We start from the raw sequence: 20441 nt of genomic DNA on the forward strand, positions 1-20441 counted from the left end.
AATCGATTATGCCATATAACCTGTAGGAGGCTTGAGTTGTCTGTTAAAAACGTACAGCTTCCACATCGGGGTGTTGGATAGTCGCACATGATTTTGAGATGTAATTGGAAAATACTGACTGTCTTTGACGACTGGGAATTGATGATGACAGATTAATAAGGTAGATTTTGAAAAATTTTCTTGAAGATCTTTATGCTTTTGTGTATCTTTTTTCAAGGCTCTCATCAAGAAGCAATTACCGTTGCAGTGCATCGTGATATTGTTCTTGTTGATACAATATTTTGTAGCAATTTCACTTCGGTTTGCATAAAAACTCAATACAATAAATGCCTTGCTAAAAGTCATCACGGTGATGGATATCAAGAGTAATATTGTCGTAATTAATTTCAAAATCTGTTATTCGATGATTTAGTGAGCTGTTGCGAATATAGCTGATTTTTTTTAAATCTTCTTTTAGCGATCGCTAATTTATACTAATACCTTGTACAAATTTTTCAACTGCTATTTGAAGCTTTTATAAATTCAGTATTGCGCCTGCTTACGTGTAGCGATACGTTATCATTTAGCAACGTTTTATCAACCCAAAAGCTACTGATGACAGTAGCTCTTTAGTAGCTTTTTAGTATATCTTCAGTACATCTCCAGTACACTATTGGTAGGGAATTAGTACACTCCCGGTACACTCCCCGTACACTCCCCGTACACTTTTCGTATGTTCATTGTGATTAATTTGCGCAAATAAAAATGATGTATCCTGTCATATAACGCCTGATCAGGTCTATTTCTGCCATTTTGGTCATATGATGCCATTGTGGACATCTTTTTTCTTTCCACTCTTCATCTTTGTGTTGTCAACAAAAAATTAAAATCATGGTAAAACAAAAAAGTTTAATCAAGTGTATAGTAGATTTTTTCTTTATCAAACCTTGTCATCAGAGTGATGTAGTTCGTATGAAAAGCGGTTTATACACATCTCAAATCTACACGTATTCCAATTTTAAGATGAAGCTTGAAAATATGTTTACATTTTGTCCTGTGGTGCGTAAGGCTCTTCTGTATGTACGATTAAACAATTTGCTGATGCTACTCATAAGTAACAGATTGTCTTTGCTGGTTTATCGGAATCAGAATGCCAAGGTGATCAATGGAGGCGAAAGGCATATGGGAGGTAAATATTCATGTTGATCCGATGAGGTGTATCTTGATTGATGCAAGAGTGTCAAAGCGAGGATGATGTTTTTGTACTTATGTATTTTTAATTAATAGAAGGATTGTTGTCTGAATCATCCAATAATAACTTGATCAAATCGTATTCTGCCTGCCAAATATCTTTTTTGGCTTTTTGGTAACTAAGGACTGATTCGTGGTATTCTGTCAAGATCAATCTACCTCCACGATAGGCAGAATCTTGTTCTTTTACAGCTTGAGCGGCTAATTTTTCAATGTGGTGAAGGCGATCAATCTTCAGCTGGGCAGTCTTAATTTTAGTATTCTGTTGCTGTGTTTTGATCTGGTCAATGTGCTGTTCTTCTTGTAATTGCAATTCCAAAACATGAGCATTTAGTATTTCTTTTTTTAATGTAGGTTGCGCTGTGAAATAAGCAGAAAGGGGGATACGGAGTGCAATATTGACATAACTATTTCCATACCAAGCATTATTTTTATCGAGGCGAAATTCATTGCTGAAATATTGTTTTCCTAAATAGGCATTTGCAGTTAATGTCGGTAGTAGTTGCTTTTTAATGCTCCTTCTCTGCAAGAGATTGATCTGCTGATCAAGCGCTATAGATTTGATGGCAAAATTTTCTTTTTTGAGGTGTTCGACAAAGCCCTTGATAGCTTCGATATTTGAACTTAAAGTCTGTGTGTTTTCTAAGTTGGTATATTTACGTAGCTCTAGGTCTGCATCTATGAGAACAGACCATGCTTCATATAGAGTAATGCGTTTGCGCTCGTATTCTTGTTGGGCGCTAAGGTATTGATTGGATGGAAGTCGTCCCGCTTCATAACGCGCTTTGCTAATCTGTAAAATATCCGCATAAGATGCAGAATCTTTTAATGCCATTTCATATTGTTGTGTGGCGAGTACAACAGAAGCGTATGCTAATGTCGCATCATGTTTCCAATCTTGTTTATGTTGATCTCTAATGATTTCCGCTTTTTGGATTTCTAGGGACTGCTGTTTTTCATTAAGCTGTCGTTTAGGATCAAATAAGCTCCACTCCATTTGGATCCCAGCTTTAGAAGACCATTTAGTAGCAAACTTTAAGGGTATAATAGCTCCATCCAATGCGTTGGGGTCAAAAGCGATGGCGGGTACTGGTGTTGTTGGAATAATGAGATTGCGCTGCAAATTTGCATCTATATAAAATACTGGAGTGCGATTGCTTTTTATTTCTTTTAATTCCTGTTCTTTGATTTCTTTACGTAGTAAATCTTGCTGGTGAGTGAGGCTTTGATCGACATTGTTCCATAATTGTTCTATGCTCAAGGCCTGCGCTTGAACGAAGATTGGAAAAATGGCCAGTATAATGATTACAATCTTTTTCATACTAAAAAACAGACGCTGGTTCCAGTTTAGCAATTTTACGAACCGCAAATAATGAACCGCCAACTGAAATAATTAAAGTGATCAATAATAAAAATAAAGCAAATATTGGTGAAATATCAATAACTAAACCTGATCCTGCTACACCAAACTTGAATCCGATAAGTAAAAGCATGGCAATCAAATAACCTATTATAGCATATAAAAAAGCTTGTGCTATAATGAGCTTATTGACATAACTTTTTTTCGCTCCAATAGCTTTTAATGTACCATAGTCTTTGATTCTGTCTAAAGCTGAAGAATAGAGGGTGAGTCCAATGATGAAAAATCCACTGATCATGGCAAAAAGGACCAATGTACCGAAGCTCATGCCCATATTGGATGTTACCAAGATTTCTTTGATTGTAGATTTTTGCAATTTTTTGGCATCCCAAGCCCGCAATTGTGGAAATAGTTGCGTAATCTCATTACTGATCTTTTCTTTATCTGTTCCTGGTTTTAATCTAGCAATGATGATATTCACTTTAAATGGTGGGACATTTCCTAAGAGTCTTGCATTGTTGGTGGAGGTGTACATCAGACTGGCTCCGAATGCTTGTGCTTGTTTTGTTATCAAACTTATTTTAGCCCTTTGTCCATTGATTTCAATAGCTTTGTTGACGAATAGGGTGGTATTCCAGGTTTTTGAACTAAAAAATTCAGCTGATACTGAGCCTGGATCTGTGAGTGAGGATAATATCCCTTCTTTTATCCGATCTTGATCAGGACCCATAACATAATCTGGAGCATCGGCTCCAACTAAAGTCACTGAAGCTGTTTTTCCATCTAAAAAGGTAGCTCGAGCTGGTGCTAGGATCACTGGAAAAGTTTGCGCTATATCGGGTAAGCTTCCGATTTGTTGTACTAATCGCTGATCGAGACTATTGACTGTATTGATATTGCTACTCTGGGCTTCTATGATCCATAGATCGTTATCTTGAACAGGAGCGTTTCCTACTAGATTACCCATTAGCCCCATTAGAAAAAAAAGAAGTCCCAATTGTTGACCGATTAGAAATATACTGATCACAATAGCGGTGATAATACCGACACTTTTTGCTCGGTCGTATTTGATGAATTTATAGGCCAATCTCAACATATTACTTGATCTTGATCGTACAGTCTACTTTTGCGTTAATGGCCAGTTCGTTGTTCGTACTTAGCTGTATTTTGATTTTTCGAACACGACGGTCTTCGCCTTCATTTGCGGTTTCATAAAGGATGGATTTATTGGATAATATAGGACTTGTATAAATGACATGTCCCTCTATTGCTTTATCTTTTCTTCCCACTTGGGAAATGGTGACCAACTGACCAACTTTCACGTCTTGTGCAAATAATTCATCTACTTCGGCCTCTACAATTGGTTCAACTACATTTACTATTTTTCCAAGCTCAGTCGTACTACTGATACTTTGTCCAACATGAGCCGTTAAATCCATGACGATTCCTGATTTACGCGCTTGAATAGTAAAATCTGTAACCAGATTTTTTGTTTTCTGTATCTGTAAATATTGTTCCTTTTCGGCAATCTGTTGAGCTTTGTATTTTTTTTGAAGTCCTTCTAGTATAAATTCTTCTTGACGCCAGTTGGAGTAATCTGTTTCCATTACTTCTCTTGTCTCCGCATTTTTGGAAAATAGTTGTTTTGAAGTTTCATATTTATCTTGCAATTCTTGCACATGTAGTTTCCCTCTATGGATATCCTCCAGTGATATTGCGTTTTGAGCTTTTATACTGTTGAGCTTTGCCTGCTCTTGTTTGATATCCAACGGAGCATTTCCTTGCTCAAGCTGGATAAGAATCTGTCCTTTTGTTACCGAATCACCTTCTTTGACCAATACTTCCTTAATCAGTGCTGGGGTGGTACTAGCAATAAGGGCCCAATCTTCTGCTGGAATAATTTTTCCTAATGCCTTTACTTCGCTTACCTGTTTTAGGATCTGGTCGCTGCTTTGGGTAGCTTTTGGTTTCTTATCCGAACTGCATGCACCTGCAATCATGGCAATGACCATCATGATCGTTAACCTATTTGTAATCTTCTTCATTTCTAATTGCATCTGAAACTTTTCCTTCTTCGACATATATTACTTTGTCCGCATATTGGCGCAGTCGTAAATCATGAGTGACGATGACGACTACTTTGTTTTTAGAAGCTAGTGTTTTGAGCTCTTTCATAATGCTCTCAGCGCTTTTTGCATCTAATGAAGCTGTAGGTTCATCACAAAGAATCATGGATGGACTTGTTACTAAAGCTCGTGCTATGGCCACTCGTTGCTTCTGTCCACCACTGAGTCTTTTTGGAAGCGTATACATACGGGTAACTAATCCGACTTCTTCCAAAGCTATTTTTGCTCGTTTGGTCGCCTCATTTTTTTTTATTCCTTGTAATATAAGTGGTTGCATGACATTTTCTAAAGCGTTTAATGGTTCGATAAGGTTAAACTGCTGGAAAATAAAGCCTATTTCATGTAGGCGTAATGTCGCTAAATCTGATTCTTTTAATTCGCTCACTTTCTTGCCTTTATATATGACTTCACCTTCTGTTGGATAGATCACAAAACCTAGAATAGATAATAGCGTAGTCTTTCCGCTGCCCGATGGGCCCATAATCAAGGTCAATTTATTCGTTTCAAAACTGATAGTCGTGCTGTCTAATGCAGTTATGGTCGTATCGCCTGTCTTATAAATCTTTTTGACATTTTCTAATGTGACGATTTGCTCTGGCATATCATATTTTAGTAAAAACAACTATAGTGAGGCCATGTTTGCCTTAGATATACGAATATCGACAAAATTTTAGACACCAAGAAAATGTAAAAAAAATCAATCTTTGGGATTTGATAATAACACTCCCGTACTTAACGTATAGGAGTGTTTTTAAGCTTCATTTAATGATTTTTTGGTACAAGAATCGTTTCCTCTATAATGGGGATGTTCATGTCCTAAGTTTTGTTACTGATCCAAAAACTCAGCAACAAAAGTGTCGAAGGCTTGTGGATTTTCTGCTTGTACCCAGTGACCGGCATTGGGAATAGTTTTGATCGTAGCTTTTGGAAATTGAATTTCGATGTTTGTCTTGTCTTCTGGAAGTATATATCGAGATTTTTCGCCTGCTAAGAATAAAGTTGGGCCTTCAAATACTCCTGATTTGATCCCTACGGTAATGAAATCAGTATATTTTCCTTTTAAAACATCTAAATTAAAACGCCAACCTAGTTTTCTATTTTCTTTGATGTAGACGTTTTTTAATAAAAATTGAATTACACCGGGCTCTTTGATATATTTTTCGAGCGCGGTCTGCACATCTTTTCTATTTTCGACATTTTCAATATTTACGGCACTTAGGGCATTGAATATATCTTCATGATGCGGCGGATATGGTTTCGGTGCAATATCTGCCACAATAAGCTTTCTTACTTTTTCGGGATGGTCGATTGCAAATTGCATCGCAACTTTACCACCTAGTGAATGCCCTAAAAGATCAATTTTATCTGCTCCAATTGCTTTGATATAAGTATATAAATCATCGACCATGGCTTCTATAGACATCTCATCGCTATGAAAACTCCGACCATGATTACGCAGGTCTAGCAGATGTACCTGCCTTTTTTCACCGAAACTGCGACCAAAAGTCCCCCAATTGTCCGACATGCCAAATAATCCATGTAAAACCACTAAAGGAATACCTGTGTTTTGTGCTCCATATATCTTGCTGTATTGTAGTTCTTCCAATGTTAATCTGTTTTAATAAATGCTTCAGTTCTTATTCAAAATTACTAAAATTAATTTATAGGGTTGTACTATAAATCCATTTGCATCACTTATATTGGTTGTAAGTGAGATCGATTTTATAATAAATATTGCTCGTAACTCCATCCGAGTAAACTGCTGCTCATATGATTTGGTAAACTGGTGCCTGCAGTATCTTTTTATGATGGCCGTACGTTTTTACATACTGTCGGAAGTAAATGGCTGAATAGATGATAGTATCAATTGCTGAAAATATTAATGTAGATTTGTACTATTAAAGAGGCTAGATGGTCTGAAGAATATATATAATAAGCAGTAATGATAGCAGATTTTTTTCGCGATTTTGAAATATTTACAGAACAGGAAATTAGTAAAGTGATTCAACTTTTTGAATTGAGGGTTTTGGATAAAGGTGATTATTTTGTTCGTGAAAATCAAAGATGTAATGAAGTCGCATTTATACAATCGGGAATTTTTCGTTCATTTTATACAACTCCTAAGGGCGATGATATTACGTATTGTTTTCGATTTCCAAATGATTTGATTGCGGCCTATTCATCTTTTATAACAGGAAACCCAAGTGTAGAAGCGATACAGGCTATTTCTCAGGTGTCACTGTTGGTGATTCAAAAAAATAAACTTGATGAATTAGTGCTTGAAAATCAGATCTGGACCCAATTTCTTAAAGTTATTGCAGAGCAGCAATATCTTGAATTGGAAAAGCGGGTGTTTCAATTGCAAAAGGAAACTGCTGCACAACGATATGCTTCTTTACTCAAAAATCAACCGCAATTTATTTTACAAATCCCGTTACACTATTTAGCTTCTTATCTCGGAATTACCCAACGTCATTTGAGCCGTATTAGAAAAGAGATCACTTTTTAGTTGTTCATGTGCTATTGATTCATAGACGTGATACCTAGCTCTTAAGTTTTATTATAAATGCATCTTTAAACCTGCAGATGCGTAGGCAGATGCTCGGAAGTAATATTCTTTATCTTGAAACATACTTTTCAATGTTCTATCTGTGATCTGAGCTGGTCGCCACAGATTCATGCCAATGGTTAGCGGTATTGATATCTTTTTTCCGATTTTTATTTCTGGGCGAAAACCAGCAATCATATATAAATGTGAAAACATTTTGTCTTTTCCTTCTTGTTGTAGTAAGGCTGTTTGCCCATTCATTTCTGCAATAAGATTCAATCTTAGGTTTTTCGTAAAATCGTATCCTACTGACATTTCTAAACCTTGCATTAGAGCTATCCTTACCGCATATTTTCCTTCGGTTTTCCAATTGAGGTAAAGGGCAAGAAAGACCATTGGGAAATTTCATTTTTATTAAGACAATTGGTAGGTACTTTACCCTTTATTTTTATTTCCAACGACGATGTGTCCACAACCACCAACTAGGGTCTTCTTGTATACTTTTTTCCAGCATGGACGCAAATTGCTTAGTTATCAATCCTTCTGAAGTTGCTGCTGCATGATCACATATCGGTTTAATATCAAGTTCCCATACTTGTTTATTTAAAGGTTTTAAGGAAACATACCCTACATAAGTATCTAACTGTCTTGCTAGTTTTTCGGCACCTGAAAACATAAAGGTCGGTTGCTGTAAAAATTCAACAGCAATTCCATTGTCGTGTCCAGGAAATTGATCAGCAATAAAAAATGTGATGGAAGGAGTTTGTTTTTCGCGTAAAAGTGTTCTTAATGCATGCTGAGCAGGTAATAGACGCATACCATGCTTTGTTCTTTTTTTATAACTTAAATAGTTAAAAATTTTGTTTTTTAAGGGTTTATACAAGGCTTGTATTGGCATATGGGTAAATTGTGGAATTTTTGCTATCACCTCCCAATTTCCGTAATGTCCCAATAGAAATATAGTTTGGCGTCGTTGTTTCTGGAGCTTACTGATGATTTCAAGTGCTGATTCCGATAATTGTACTTTTACCTGACTGGAATTAAAATTTTCCCATATAATACGGGCGAAATTTCTATAAAAATTATCACGATGCGTGTTAATTTCATGATAAGATAGGTGAGGAAAGGCACGTGCAAGATTTTGTACGCATACGCTTAGCCGATATTTGCAAATATGTCCAATGAAATAGCCTAACATAATGATTGTGTTTTATTGTTCTGTAACGTTTTTATACTGTGATGTAATTGGTGGAAATTGTAAATTCTATGGTATCAGAAATTCAATAAGCATCCCTTTTTATCTATGACAATCGTATGCTTCTTTACCCTTATTCATTTTTATAAAAAAGTAGAGGTCTACGATTGATTGTAGTACTGTCCAGAAAAATTAATCTTTATAGTCAAAACTGTTCTTAAGCGACCATTACCTTTTAGACATATGTCCTGTAAAGAGTAAGTTTTCAACGATATTTTTGTACAAAAAAAGATGCAAAAAAATATTTTAATTATTGGAGGTAAAGGATTGGTCGGGAAGACGATTTATAGGATACTTAAATCAAGAAACCCGGATGCTCATCTTTTCGTGGGAAGTAGGAAGACCGCTGTGGAAGATAATGATTTAACGATCGATGTCAATCAACCAGGTACTTTTCAGTCTATTTTAGATAAAAAAATAGATCTTATTGTGTTGAGTGTAAATGATAACGAAGACAATGTTTTACATTTTGCAGTTAAGCATCGTTTGGATTATATTGATATTACAAAACCAACTCCAGCATTAATGAAGGCATACCACGCGGTTGTAGATCATGACATCAATAGCCGAATTGTGTTTAGTTCTGGATGGATGGGGGGTATTGTCAGCGGATTAGTGAAGGCTCATATTCCTAATGATACAGATATTGAAAAGGTAGATCTATTTGTCTATTACTCCGTCAAAGATCTTGCAGGAGAGAGCTCTGCCTATTTTATGGCTGAAAATGTCGCCACTCCATTTGTACGCTATGAAGATAATAAACCCGTGCATATCACACACTTTTTAGATACTGATTATTTTGAGTTTGGTTTCGGAATCGGAAGACGTCAAGTCTATAATTTTGATGTCCCTGATTTGTATATTCTCCATAAAATCGAGCATATTCCGAATGTCTCTGTAAAAATGACCTACAACTCTAAATTTATAACTTGGCTGTTGGGTGCTATGCAACGATTTGGTATATTTAAGAGGCTTTCTCTCAAGAGCAGAAGAAAAGTTTTCTCGTCCAGTGGAAATGGTGATTTATCTGTTTTCGATGTGGTGATATATGCTCGTGATGGGAAACAGAAGAAAATTAGTGTGCTGAGTGAGAAAGGTCAAGCTGAGCTGACGGCTCTATCAACTGTTTTACATATTGAATCATTATTTAATACTCATGTTGAAAATCGAATATACTTTGCCCATGAATTGCATACGAAACAAGATTTACATCATCTTCTAGTTGATTATAAAACGATAACGGTCAATGTAATTTAATAGGTAATGGAAAAGATCAGGTTTTATTAAATTCGATGTTGATAACATACTGTAGTGTATAAATAGGAGGCTATAAACTTTTGAAATTAGGACAGGATGCAAGTGCAAAATGAATACTATCTGATGTCAATAATGATGAGATTGCCTTTGTCTAAGAATATAAATAAATTCAATGAAAAAAATAGTGATAATAAATGGACATCCTAATGCGGATTCGTTCAATTTTGCTCTTGTAAAGGCTTATATTGATGGCGCAAAGCAATCAGGAGCTGAAATCAGAGCAATTACGATTGCAAATCTGGATTTTAATCCCAATTTGCAATTTGGATATAGTAAGCGGATGGACTTGGAACCCGATTTACTTGAGGCGTGGGAAATGATTTTGTGGGCTGATCATTTGGTTTGGGTTCATCCCGTGTGGTGGGGTGGTCTTCCTGCTATAACTAAAGGATTTATTGATCGCTTATTTTTACCGGGGATGGCTTTTAAATATCGACCCAATTCGGTTTTTTGGGATCGGCTTTTGAAAGGAAAGACAGCACATATTATTACGACTATGGATCAACCTGGATGGTATTATCATCTTGTTTATGGACGACCAAGTGTCAACCAGTTGAAAAAATCAACCTTACAATTCTGTGGTGTATCTCCAGTGAAAGTAACTTATATCGGCATTGTTAAAACTTCTGATGAAAAGTTACGTAAAACTTGGATCGAAAAAGTAGCGAAATTGGGAAAAGGAAATCTTTAAGTTAAAGTATTTTAAAAAATAAAAACTGATTTTTTAAAAAATAAGGAGCACAGTAAGTTTTATAACTGCCAACCAATTGAAAAATGAAATAGTTGTTTGCTTATACTTTCCTTAAAGGGTGTACGGATAAAAATGATAAAAAAAGGAGAGGTTGTATTTTTTAACAACCTCTCCTTTGCCTCATATTGACGGTCATTAGATCGTCTTTTCAATTTTGATTCTTTTTTATTAATCAGCTGTCCATCCTCCACCTAAAGATCGGTAGAGATCAACCACTGCAGCAAGTTCGGCTTTCTTAACTTGAGCCAGTTCCAATTCACTTTGCAGCATATTGCTTTGTGCTGTTATAACTTCTAAGTAAGTCGCCATACCCGTTTCAAAAAGCAGATCGGCATGCTGAATAGCCTTCTTCAATCGATTGGTTCTTTCCTGTGTGATATGCTGCTTTTCTTTTAATTTTTGTATTGATACTAAAGCGTCAGATACTTCACCAACTGCTGTAATCACTGCTTGTTTGAATCGAATGACATTTTTTTCTTGATCAATCTGTGCTATTTCATATTTTGTTTTTAGTTCACGACGCTGAAATATAGGCTGTGTGATACTACCTGCGATAGCGCCAAATAGAGATGCTGGTATATTGAACCAATTGCTGCTCTTGAACGCATTAATTCCTGCTTCGGCACTGATCACCAAGGAAGGATACATCCTTGCTTTTGCATATTGCTGATAGGCTTTAGCGCTTGTGACGGCAAGCTCTGCTTGCTTAACATCGGGTCTACGGCTCAATAGATCGGCAGGTACTCCAGCAGACCAGTGGTCTGGAAGTTCAATATTTTCCAGTTTTTCCTTGATTGTAATCTCCTGTGGTAATCGACCACTCAGGATTTGAATGGCATTCTCCTGTAGATGGATCTGCTGTTCGAAATCTGGGATGAGACTTGCTGCTGCCAGACGCTGTGCATCCACCTGCTCTACAGCTAACATACTGATATCACCAACTTCATACTGTTGTTGGACAATGCGCAAGGTGCTGTCACTAAGACGTAGATTTTGTTGCGCAATCTCATGTAGCTGATAAAGCATAAGCAATTGGTAATATCCCTGTGCTACTTGAGAAATCAATTGTGTCTGCACTGCTTTTTTTGCTTCTTCGGTTTGTAAATAAGAAGCTAATGCTACTGTATTCTGATTCTTTATCTTTCCCCATAAATCGGCTTCCCATGATAATCCTAGTGATGCCGTATAATCTTCAACGTGGTTTTGACCTAGAAACTGTCCTAGACTTAATCCGTTCATACTATTGTTGGATGGATTGGTACTGTTTGCTTTTATCTGCAATTGCAAATTTGGCAAATAGTTAGCTTTAGCCTGTTTTAACATCAGTCTCGATGACTCGATGTTTTTGATGGCGAGCTGCATGTCTACATTTTGATGGATGGCACTATCAATCAGATCTTGTAAAATACGGTCCTGAAAGAAATCTCGCCATGGAATGGAACCGATGCTCGTTTCTTTTGCTTCTTCTTGCTGGTCACGAAATTGTGTAGGAAGGGCAGGGGCAAGATCTTTGTTGCTGATGATTTTTTCTGTTTTACAAGACCATACAAGAAAGGGCAAGATGAAAGCCATCAGTATGTTTACTTTTATATTCATGTATTTCAATTTTGTCATTATTTCACTAAACATTAGTATGTGCTGGCACTCTAACACCTTCTGGTCGGTCCAACTCTTGTTGTCCAATAGGCTTTTTACTTACTTGCTCTTGTAAGTATTGGAAGAAGATAAAGAGCACTGGAATGATAAAAAGACCTAACACGACCCCACTGAGCATACCGCCTGCGGCTGCAATACTGATGGAGTGATTTCCTTGAGCAGATGGTCCTACGGCTGTCATCATCGGGATCATTCCTACAATAAAGGCGAGTGAGGTCATAATGATGGGTCTCAACCGTAATTTTGCAGCTTTTAGAGCAGCACTTGCTATCGAAAGCCCTCTTTTACGTCCCTGAATGGCAAACTCGACGATAAGAATGGCATTTTTGGCTAATAAGCCGATAAGCATAACCAAGGCAACCTGAACATAGATATTATTGGATATGTCTGTTAGACTAATTGCTGCAAATACGCCGAAGATTCCTGTCGGAATAGATAGTATAACCGCTAAAGGAATGATATAACTTTCATATTGCGCAGCTAGCAGGAAGTAAACAAATATTAAACATAGGATGAAAATAAGAGTAGACTGCCCACCTGAAACAATTTCCTCTTTGGTCATACCTGAGAATTCGTAAGTATATCCTGTAGGGAGATGCTGCTTTGCCACCTCTTCTACCGCACGAATAGCATCTCCTGAACTGTATCCAGGCTTTGGAATCGCATTGATACCAATGGAGTTGAATAGGTTATAGCGTGATGCTGTCTCTGGACCATATACACGTGTCATGGTAACCAACGTATTGATCGGTACCATATCGCCCTGACGATTTTTAACGAAAATACCGTTCATAGAAGAGGGTTCGGTACGGTCTTTTACATCTGCCTGTACCATAACGCGGTAATACTTGCCGAATCGGTTAAAGTCTGAAGCTTGTGAGCTACCAAAGTAAGCTTGCATAGTCTGCAGAATACTTTTCGTACTGACACCGAGCTGTTCAGCCTTGATGTCATCTACTTGTAGTTCGTACTGAGGATAATCGGCTTTGAATGTGGTAAAGGCCATCATGATTTCAGGACGCTGCATCAGTTCTCCAATAAACTGTTGTCCTACAGTACTGAATTTTCCCAGTTGACCGCCGGTTCTATCTTGTAAAACCATATCGAGTCCATCAACGTTACTAAATCCAGGTACAGTAGGGAAAGTGAACACGAAAAAGTTAGCGCCTTTGATTTTAGATAATTTCTGGTTAACATCCGCCATGATGGCATTGATATCTTTTATGGCTCCTCGTTCCTTATGCGATTTGAGGAGGATAAAAGCGACCCCGGCAGATGGACTCGTTGACTGTGTTAAAATATTGAAACCAGCTAAAACGTTCAATGTTTTTGTGAAATCAGCATGTTGTAACTGTTGTTCTGCTTCGGCTAATGCACTGGATGTACGGTCTAATGATGCTCCTGCTGGCATAGAAAGTGATACAGCGATAAAACCTTGATCTTCTGAAGGGATAAAACCAGTTGGTGTCTTGCGAATCATAACAACAGTCAGAAGTAAAATAACACCTAAAGCAGTAAATGCAATCCATTTGTAACGAATCAAGAAGCGAAGACTACCGATATAATTTTTAGTCAATCGATCAAAACCAACATTGAAGCCTGCAAAAAAGCGTTCTTTAAAATTGAGTTGCTTCTTATCAGACTGGTTTTGATGCGTAGGCTTTAAAAAGAGTGCGCAAAGTGCAGGGCTCAAAGTCAAAGCATTGATTGCTGAAATAACAATGGCAATGGCCAAAGTAAAAGCAAACTGACGATAAAATACACCTGTTGACCCCTCCATAAATCCAATGGGAAGGAATACTGCCGACATCACCAAAGTAATGGAAATAATGGCTCCTGTGATTTCGCTCATGGCTGATGTGGTGGCTAGCTTAGGAGACAGATGTTCATTCTCCATCTTGGCATGTACGGCCTCGACGACGACAATCGCATCATCTACCACAATACCGATAGCAAGGACTAGGGCAAATAGTGTCAGCAAGTTAATGGAGAAACCGAACAGCTGCATGAAGAAGAATGTTCCGACAATCGCTACAGGAACTGCAATGGCAGGAATCAATGTTGATCTAAAATCTTGTAAGAATAGGAATACGACTAAAAATACCAGTATAAAAGCTTCTATTAAAGTATGTTTAACTTGGTCGATGGATTGATCCAAAGCATCTTTCGTATTATAAAGCACTAAGTATTTGACACCTTTTGGAAAGCTCAGTGATGCTTTTTCCATAAACTCCTGGATCGCAATCTGAATTTCATTGGCGTTGGAACCTGCCAATTGCATCACACCAATATTAAGTCCTGGCTTACCATTGATGCGAGTGTGGCTGGCATAGGTATAAGAACCCAATTCAACACGGGCAACATCCTTCAGTCTTAAAACCGAACCATCTGTATTGGAACGGATAATGATATTTTCGTAATCGCTTGGCTGATTTAGTTTTCCTTTGTATTTGATCACAAATTCAAAAGCCTCTTTACTGCTTTCTCCGAATTTTCCGGGAGCAGCTTCAACGTTTTTATCCTGAATGGCCGCCATGACTTCTTCTGGTGTCAGTTTGTAAGTAGCCATCTGATTGGGCTTGAGCCATACACGCATCGAATAATCTTTACTTCCACCAAAAGGCAAAGCTTGACCTACTCCGGGGATACGTTTAAGTTCAGGAATAATATTGATCTGCGCATAGTTGGTAATAAAGGTTTGATCGTATTTACTTTCGTCTTCGGTATACAGATCCAAAACCATGATCAGACTGTTTTGCTGTTTGGCGGTTGTGATCCCTGCCTGTACGACTTCGCTAGGAAGTTGGCTGGTCGCTTGGGAAACACGATTTTGAACATTGACTGCCGCTTGATCAGGATCAGTTCCTAATTTGAAATAAACAGTAATCATGAGGGATCCGTCATTACTAGCTGTGGAGCTCATGTAACTCATGTTTTCTACACCATTGATGGACTCTTCTAACGAAGGGGCTACAGCACGAAGTACTGTCTCGGCATTTGCTCCGGGATAAAGCGCCGTCACCTGTACTGCGGGTGGGGCAATGTCTGGGAATTGTTGTAAGGGAAGTTTTAGGATTCCGATGATCCCCAATATGACGAGCAGAATGGAGATAACTGTAGCAAGTACGGGTTTTTCTATAAATTTTTTAAACATTTTGTTTGTCGTATTATGTTTAGTTGATGCTGTCTTTCGGTAATGCTTGTGGGGTGATCACTTGACCATCTTGAAGCAAATCAATTCCTTTATAGACGATACGGTCTCCTTCTTTAAGGCCGTTGCTCACGAGGTAATTGGATCCGCTTTTGCCGATGACTGTAATAGGCTGTTGAACTACTTTGTTTTCTTTGTTAACCGTATAAACGAAAATTTTATCCTGCATCTCGAGTGTTGCCATTTGTGGTACCAAGAGGGTATTGTCATATTTCTTCTGTAATCGTACACGACCTGTATTTCCATTTCTTAAAACTCCTTCGGGGTTTTTGAAAGTAGCTCGTAAAGTAATAGCTCCTGTATTTTTGTCAAATTGACCATCTACCATATCGATCTTTCCAACCTGATCATAAATACTTTGATCGGATAGCACCAAGTTGATAGGAGGGAGGTTGTTCAATTTTTGCTGTAGGTCGTTACCCGCTGTATTATTTTTAAATGCGATGAAATCGTTTTCACCAAGAGAGAAGTAAACGTGCAGATCTTGTACATTGGATAGTGCTGTTAAAGGTTGGGAATCAGCCGGACTAACTAAACTTCCCTGTTTTTTTTGTAATCTTCCGATGTATCCATCTGTCGTAGCACGGATCAAGGTATATCCAACATTGATTTTAGCGGATTCAATTGCTGAAATGGCCAACTGTACATTTGCTTGAGCGGCATTACGGGCACTAATTGCTGTTTTGAGCTGAAAATCTGTTAATACCTTGTTGTCGACCAAGCGTGTCTTTTTCTCTACTTCTAATGTAGCATTTTCTAATGCTGCTCGGGCAGAGAGTAAATTGGCTTTCGCCTGGTTAAGTTGCTCTTGATATGGGCGATCATTGATTTTGAAGAGTGCTTGACCTTTCTTAACTTTTGCCCCTTCATCTACAAAGATGCGGTCTAAAATACCCTCTACCTGTGGTCTGATTTCAATATTGGCAGATGCCTCAATACTAGCAGGATATTCTTGATAGACCGTTTCCTGACCGCTTGCAATGGTCATCACTGGTAAGCTAGCAGGTGGTGGAGGTATAGTTTTGCTCGTTCCTGTAGTGCAGCTGTATAAGAAAATTGCCGATAGAAGATAAAGATACTTTACTGTATTAAATTGTTTAACACTGTTAAGTAGAGGCGCATAAATTTTCTTAAAATCTAGTAATAGATGTGTTTTCATATTGTATTAAAAATTGATATATGGTGTATTTAACGCTGTTAGATTTTTTAACGTTGTATTATTTCGGATAAAAAAAAACTAATCAGTGAGTGAACGCGTGATTCCGTAAATCGCATCTTTTAAAACTTGTTGATTGGTAATATCTCCATTACCTTGATTAACCAGATTGATCGATATCAATCCATGTATAATCGACCAGTATGTAAAGTACTTTCTACAGATCAATTCTTCTGATGGATCTTTTTCTTTCATAATCTCGCGGATAACATCGCTGATCATCTTACCGTGTGATTCGGCACATTTATATGTTTTTTCAAATCCACAGCATGCGGTTCCAACTCCAAACATTAATTGATAAAGCTCGCGTTCTTGAAAGGCAAAATCCCAATAGCTAAACCACATCGCTTCCAATTGTTTTTCGAGATCAGTTTCTGTAGATTTTGCTTCTTTAACTTTTTGAGCAAGGAGTCTGTAACCTTGGTTAGCAAGTTCTGTTAAGATCGCATCTTTGTTTGCAAAATATTCATAAATCATGGGAGCCGTATATTCGATGATATCGGCGATCTTACGCATGCTCAATGCTTGCCATCCTTCTTCTTTTACAATCTGAAGAGAGGCGTCAAGAATATTGCTGCGGTTTTCGTCTTTAAGACGTTGTATGCGATCTTTACTAGCCATGCTTTATTAGCATAAATGATTTAACAGTGTTAGGACAAAATTGTGATTTTTACTTTTTATTTGTGACATCTCAAAGTCATTAAATAAAATTGTGTACTAAGATGCCTTCAGACTTATATAAACCTGTATTTTCTCCTTCTTACATTTATTTTCAATCATTGTATATGAATTATTTATCACCTGTTTATTTCTGGTATTTCAAACCATAGGTCGTATAATGGTGTGAAATCGAATCAATATTTTAAGCTTTTTTCATCTAGGTATATTATTTAGATTAATTAAAAATAGATTTGAATTATTGCATGTTTTTGCTTTATATTTGCATTATTTAGAACTAATTTAAATAATTGTGCGTTTATCTGCGTTTTCTTTCGGGAATATATATAAGTGTTTTTCACTTACATGGTTACTTTTAATTGCAATTATTCATGTACAGGCTCAAACTGCTTGGATAAAAGGAAAAGTATTGGATACCAAAAAGCAACCACTATCTGGTGCTAGTATTCGTATAGATCAACAAGAGTTGTCGGTATTGACTGATCGTGAAGGCGTATATAATATCAAACTTCCAAATAATCTTACACTTAAAGATCTAGTTCTATCGGTATCCTATATCGGAAAAAAAGGTCAGGAAGTAAAAATACTATTGGACGCTCCTATAAAAAATCAAAATTTTATACTTCATGATATCAGCTTGGCCCTAGATGAAGTTGCTGTACAAGCAACTGCGGGTAAATTGAGTAACTCATCGATGGTCTTTGATAGGGAAATGATAGAACGATATCCTGCCCTGAGTTTAAATGACTTATTAAATCGTCTTCCGAACCGTAAAAACTCAGCTCCTTCTGTACAAGAAATGCAAAATTTGTCACTGCGAGGTGCTTTTCAGGGTACTACTGCTGGAGTCCGTAATGTAAATGAGCTCAATAATGCTTTCGGTGTGGCAATCATTATGGACGATATGGCTCTGAGCAATAACGGAAATATGCAAGGCCGTAACCCAGGAATTTTCGGAATGGGGAATGCAACGAATCATATTAGACCTTCCGATTACGGATTAACAGGAAGTAAGTCAAATATATCTTACTCAGGTGAAAATGTATTTGGAGGTATTGACCTTCGTCAAATCCCAATTGAAAATATTGAACGGGTGGAGGTCATATCTGGTGTGGCTCCTGCACGATATGGTGATATATCGAATGGTGCTGTGATTATAGAACGTCAGGCTGGTATAACACCTACTTCTTTTCGTGTACAGGTACGTAGTAATGCAACTTCTTATGGCTTATCCAAAGGTACTTCTCTTGGAAAAAAACTCGGTATGCTCAATATGGATCTTGGTTATGTTAAATCATATGCCGATAATAGAGACAAGTTGAAGCAGTATGATCGGATCTCAGGAAGTATGATCTGGACAAATTTTTACGGACAAGAAAATCGACTGAAACAAACTTTCTCAGGTACATACAATAAAGTCATCGATCGTGTGAATGTCGATCCTGATGATCCGACGGAAGCCGCTATATCTTTTGGATCGTGGTCATGGAATGCTGCCAGCCGTACATCATATCGAGTAGATGGGGCTTTTGTTAAAAATATTAATTTCAATGCTGGTATAAGTTCTTCTATACAGCAGACCAATCGTGCACATTACTATAATGACGCTGTGGTCCTCTATACGGATTCTTTAAAAACTGGAATTGTTGAAGGGCAATATGCATCTGGTCAGTATATAGCCTATGATCAAGTTGATAACCGACCACTTAATCTAAATGGTCGATTAGAAGCTAATGCTGCAGCGATTACGGGTAATGTTCTTCATCGGATCAATTTTGGTGCTAATTATAGTTATGACATCAATCGTGGACTGGGTCGTATTGCTGATCCATCTATGCCGAAGAAGGATCTGGGTGCTCGGTCAGAAAGATATTATGATTTTTCTTTGATTCATGCTTTACATAATATCGGTATTTATGCCGAAGATGCGATGCGCAGTAAATTGTTTGGACGGGACATCGCTGTGCGTGCAGGTATGCGTTTAGATATCATGAATGGCCATGCATCTTTTTCTCCTCGTACTAATATTAATTATATGTTGTCAGAAACGGTGAACTTTGGATTAGCATATGGTTTGGCATTCAAATCTCCGGGGATCGCACAGCTCTATCCAGGACCTGTATTTAATGAAACTATCTTACTAAATGCGTACAATGGAAAAGAAAGTGAAAGTTTAGCTTTAATCTATTTACGTCGCTATGAAAAAGATAGTAAAGATCTCAAAAGTAGTTTGGGGCAAACTTTGGAATCTTCCATATCTTGGAATAAGAATGGTCATAGTCTGCGTACAAACTTCTTTTATAAGAGAAATAGCCGTGTGATCAATACGGTAAATGAACGTAGCATGATTACTTTACCGACTTATACTGCTGCTACGGTAGCTGGACAAAAACCTATTGCTGTAGAATCAGGTAGACGCAATTATCTTTTTTCGAATTTATATTTTAGTAATGATATTACAATATCCAATTTCGGAACAGAGATCATGTATTCGATGCCGCGAATTTCACCTATCATGACTATTTTTTCTGCTACTGCGGGGTTTACCATGTCAAATTCGTCTTCTAAATCTCCTAGTGAAATGGACTTTAATGAGGGCAAAACAGCGATGGATGATGTGGTGTTGGGACTATTTCCTTCTCGATCGACCACATCTTACTTGAGCAGGGCACAATTGCGCAGTTCAACACATATTCCTGCTTTGCGCTTAATTATTGAATTGAGTGCGGATTGTGAATTATTGAATTATTCTAAAGTTTCTTATGATGATTTAATACCAGTAGGGTACTATACACGTGATTATAATTATCACACGATCAGTAATTTTAATCTAGAAGATAAGATACATCAGGAACTTTTTGATGGTCGCAAGAAAGAAGCTGATCTTGCCAATCAAGATAAAAACTTTGTGTACTGGAATTTTAATCTGAATATGGCAAAGGAGATCGGTAAGAATATTTATTTGTCTTTCAATGTTTATAATTTCTTGGATTATCAGCCACGATTTTATAAAGTCGGAGCTACATCTGTCATGGCACCAAACTCGTCACCGAACTATGGAGCGCAATTGACTTATAAATTTTAACATCATTA

16 protein-coding genes are annotated in these 20441 nt (G+C 37.3%); 4 read left to right on the forward strand and 12 right to left on the reverse strand.

The window, feature by feature from the left end:
• Positions 1 to 6 precede the first annotated feature (6 nt).
• The 6 genes from MUB18_RS10070 to MUB18_RS10095 all read right to left on the reverse strand — a co-directional run bounded on the left by MUB18_RS10070 (position 7) and on the right by MUB18_RS10095 (position 6322).
• Positions 7 to 390, reverse strand: coding sequence for a hypothetical protein (locus tag MUB18_RS10070; RefSeq protein WP_248755805.1), 384 nt, complete (start codon positions 388 to 390; stop codon positions 7 to 9).
• Positions 391 to 1255: 865 nt separating this feature from the next.
• Complete coding sequence (locus MUB18_RS10075; RefSeq protein WP_248755806.1) at positions 1256 to 2551, reverse strand: TolC family protein; 1296 nt, start codon at positions 2549 to 2551, stop codon at positions 1256 to 1258.
• Position 2552: 1 nt separating this feature from the next.
• Positions 2553 to 3686, reverse strand: coding sequence for an ABC transporter permease (locus MUB18_RS10080; protein ID WP_045755063.1), 1134 nt, complete (start codon positions 3684 to 3686; stop codon positions 2553 to 2555).
• Between the two features lies 1 nt (position 3687).
• The gene (locus MUB18_RS10085) at positions 3688 to 4635 is read right to left on the reverse strand and encodes an HlyD family secretion protein (RefSeq protein ID WP_248755807.1); all 948 of its coding nucleotides are present in this window, start codon (positions 4633 to 4635) and stop codon (positions 3688 to 3690) included.
• Entirely contained in the window at positions 4616 to 5317 is a 702-nt protein-coding gene (locus MUB18_RS10090) for an ABC transporter ATP-binding protein (protein ID WP_108158627.1), read from the reverse strand. The genes MUB18_RS10085 and MUB18_RS10090 overlap by 20 nt, the downstream gene beginning before the upstream one ends.
• A gap of 225 nt (positions 5318 to 5542) precedes the next feature.
• Entirely contained in the window at positions 5543 to 6322 is a 780-nt protein-coding gene (locus MUB18_RS10095; RefSeq protein WP_248755808.1) for an alpha/beta fold hydrolase, read from the reverse strand.
• Between the two features lie 336 nt (positions 6323 to 6658).
• On the opposite strand from MUB18_RS10095, the gene MUB18_RS10100 reads away from it, so the two are divergent.
• Positions 6659 to 7225, forward strand: coding sequence for a Crp/Fnr family transcriptional regulator (locus MUB18_RS10100; protein WP_045752134.1), 567 nt, complete (start codon positions 6659 to 6661; stop codon positions 7223 to 7225).
• A 51-nt stretch (positions 7226 to 7276) separates the two neighbouring features.
• Here the strand turns inward: MUB18_RS10100 and MUB18_RS10105 are convergent, their stop codons facing one another.
• Both MUB18_RS10105 and MUB18_RS10110 read right to left on the reverse strand, forming a co-directional pair.
• Positions 7277 to 7660: a DUF6268 family outer membrane beta-barrel protein gene (locus MUB18_RS10105; protein ID WP_248755809.1), complete on the reverse strand. Its 384-nt coding sequence runs from the start codon at positions 7658 to 7660 to the stop codon at positions 7277 to 7279.
• A gap of 52 nt (positions 7661 to 7712) precedes the next feature.
• Positions 7713 to 8462: a lysophospholipid acyltransferase family protein gene (locus MUB18_RS10110; RefSeq protein WP_248755810.1), complete on the reverse strand. Its 750-nt coding sequence runs from the start codon at positions 8460 to 8462 to the stop codon at positions 7713 to 7715.
• Positions 8463 to 8750: 288 nt separating this feature from the next.
• Between MUB18_RS10110 and MUB18_RS10115 the strand changes: the two genes are divergently transcribed.
• Positions 8751 to 9776, forward strand: a complete 1026-nt coding sequence (locus tag MUB18_RS10115) for a hypothetical protein (protein WP_248755811.1) — start codon at positions 8751 to 8753, stop codon at positions 9774 to 9776.
• Positions 9777 to 9948: 172 nt separating this feature from the next.
• Entirely contained in the window at positions 9949 to 10527 is a 579-nt protein-coding gene (locus MUB18_RS10120) for an NAD(P)H-dependent oxidoreductase (RefSeq protein ID WP_248755812.1), read from the forward strand.
• A 228-nt stretch (positions 10528 to 10755) separates the two neighbouring features.
• Here MUB18_RS10120 and MUB18_RS10125 read toward each other — a convergent pair whose 3' ends face one another.
• From MUB18_RS10125 to MUB18_RS10140, 4 genes are all read right to left on the reverse strand, one after another.
• The gene (locus MUB18_RS10125; protein WP_248755813.1) at positions 10756 to 12183 is read right to left on the reverse strand and encodes a TolC family protein; all 1428 of its coding nucleotides are present in this window, start codon (positions 12181 to 12183) and stop codon (positions 10756 to 10758) included.
• A 25-nt stretch (positions 12184 to 12208) separates the two neighbouring features.
• Positions 12209 to 15397 carry an efflux RND transporter permease subunit gene (locus MUB18_RS10130; protein WP_248755814.1) on the reverse strand — a complete coding sequence of 1063 codons (3189 nt, stop codon included), beginning with the start codon at positions 15395 to 15397 and terminating at the stop codon, positions 12209 to 12211.
• A gap of 19 nt (positions 15398 to 15416) precedes the next feature.
• Positions 15417 to 16613 carry an efflux RND transporter periplasmic adaptor subunit gene (locus MUB18_RS10135; RefSeq protein ID WP_248755815.1) on the reverse strand — a complete coding sequence of 399 codons (1197 nt, stop codon included), beginning with the start codon at positions 16611 to 16613 and terminating at the stop codon, positions 15417 to 15419.
• A gap of 78 nt (positions 16614 to 16691) precedes the next feature.
• The gene (locus MUB18_RS10140; RefSeq protein WP_248755816.1) at positions 16692 to 17291 is read right to left on the reverse strand and encodes a TetR/AcrR family transcriptional regulator; all 600 of its coding nucleotides are present in this window, start codon (positions 17289 to 17291) and stop codon (positions 16692 to 16694) included.
• A 349-nt stretch (positions 17292 to 17640) separates the two neighbouring features.
• Between MUB18_RS10140 and MUB18_RS10145 the strand changes: the two genes are divergently transcribed.
• Positions 17641 to 20433 carry a TonB-dependent receptor gene (locus tag MUB18_RS10145; RefSeq protein ID WP_248755817.1) on the forward strand — a complete coding sequence of 931 codons (2793 nt, stop codon included), beginning with the start codon at positions 17641 to 17643 and terminating at the stop codon, positions 20431 to 20433.
• Positions 20434 to 20441: the final 8 nt, after the last annotated feature.

This window comes from Sphingobacterium sp. PCS056 (assembly GCF_023273895.1).
Lineage (GTDB): Bacteria > Bacteroidota > Bacteroidia > Sphingobacteriales > Sphingobacteriaceae > Sphingobacterium.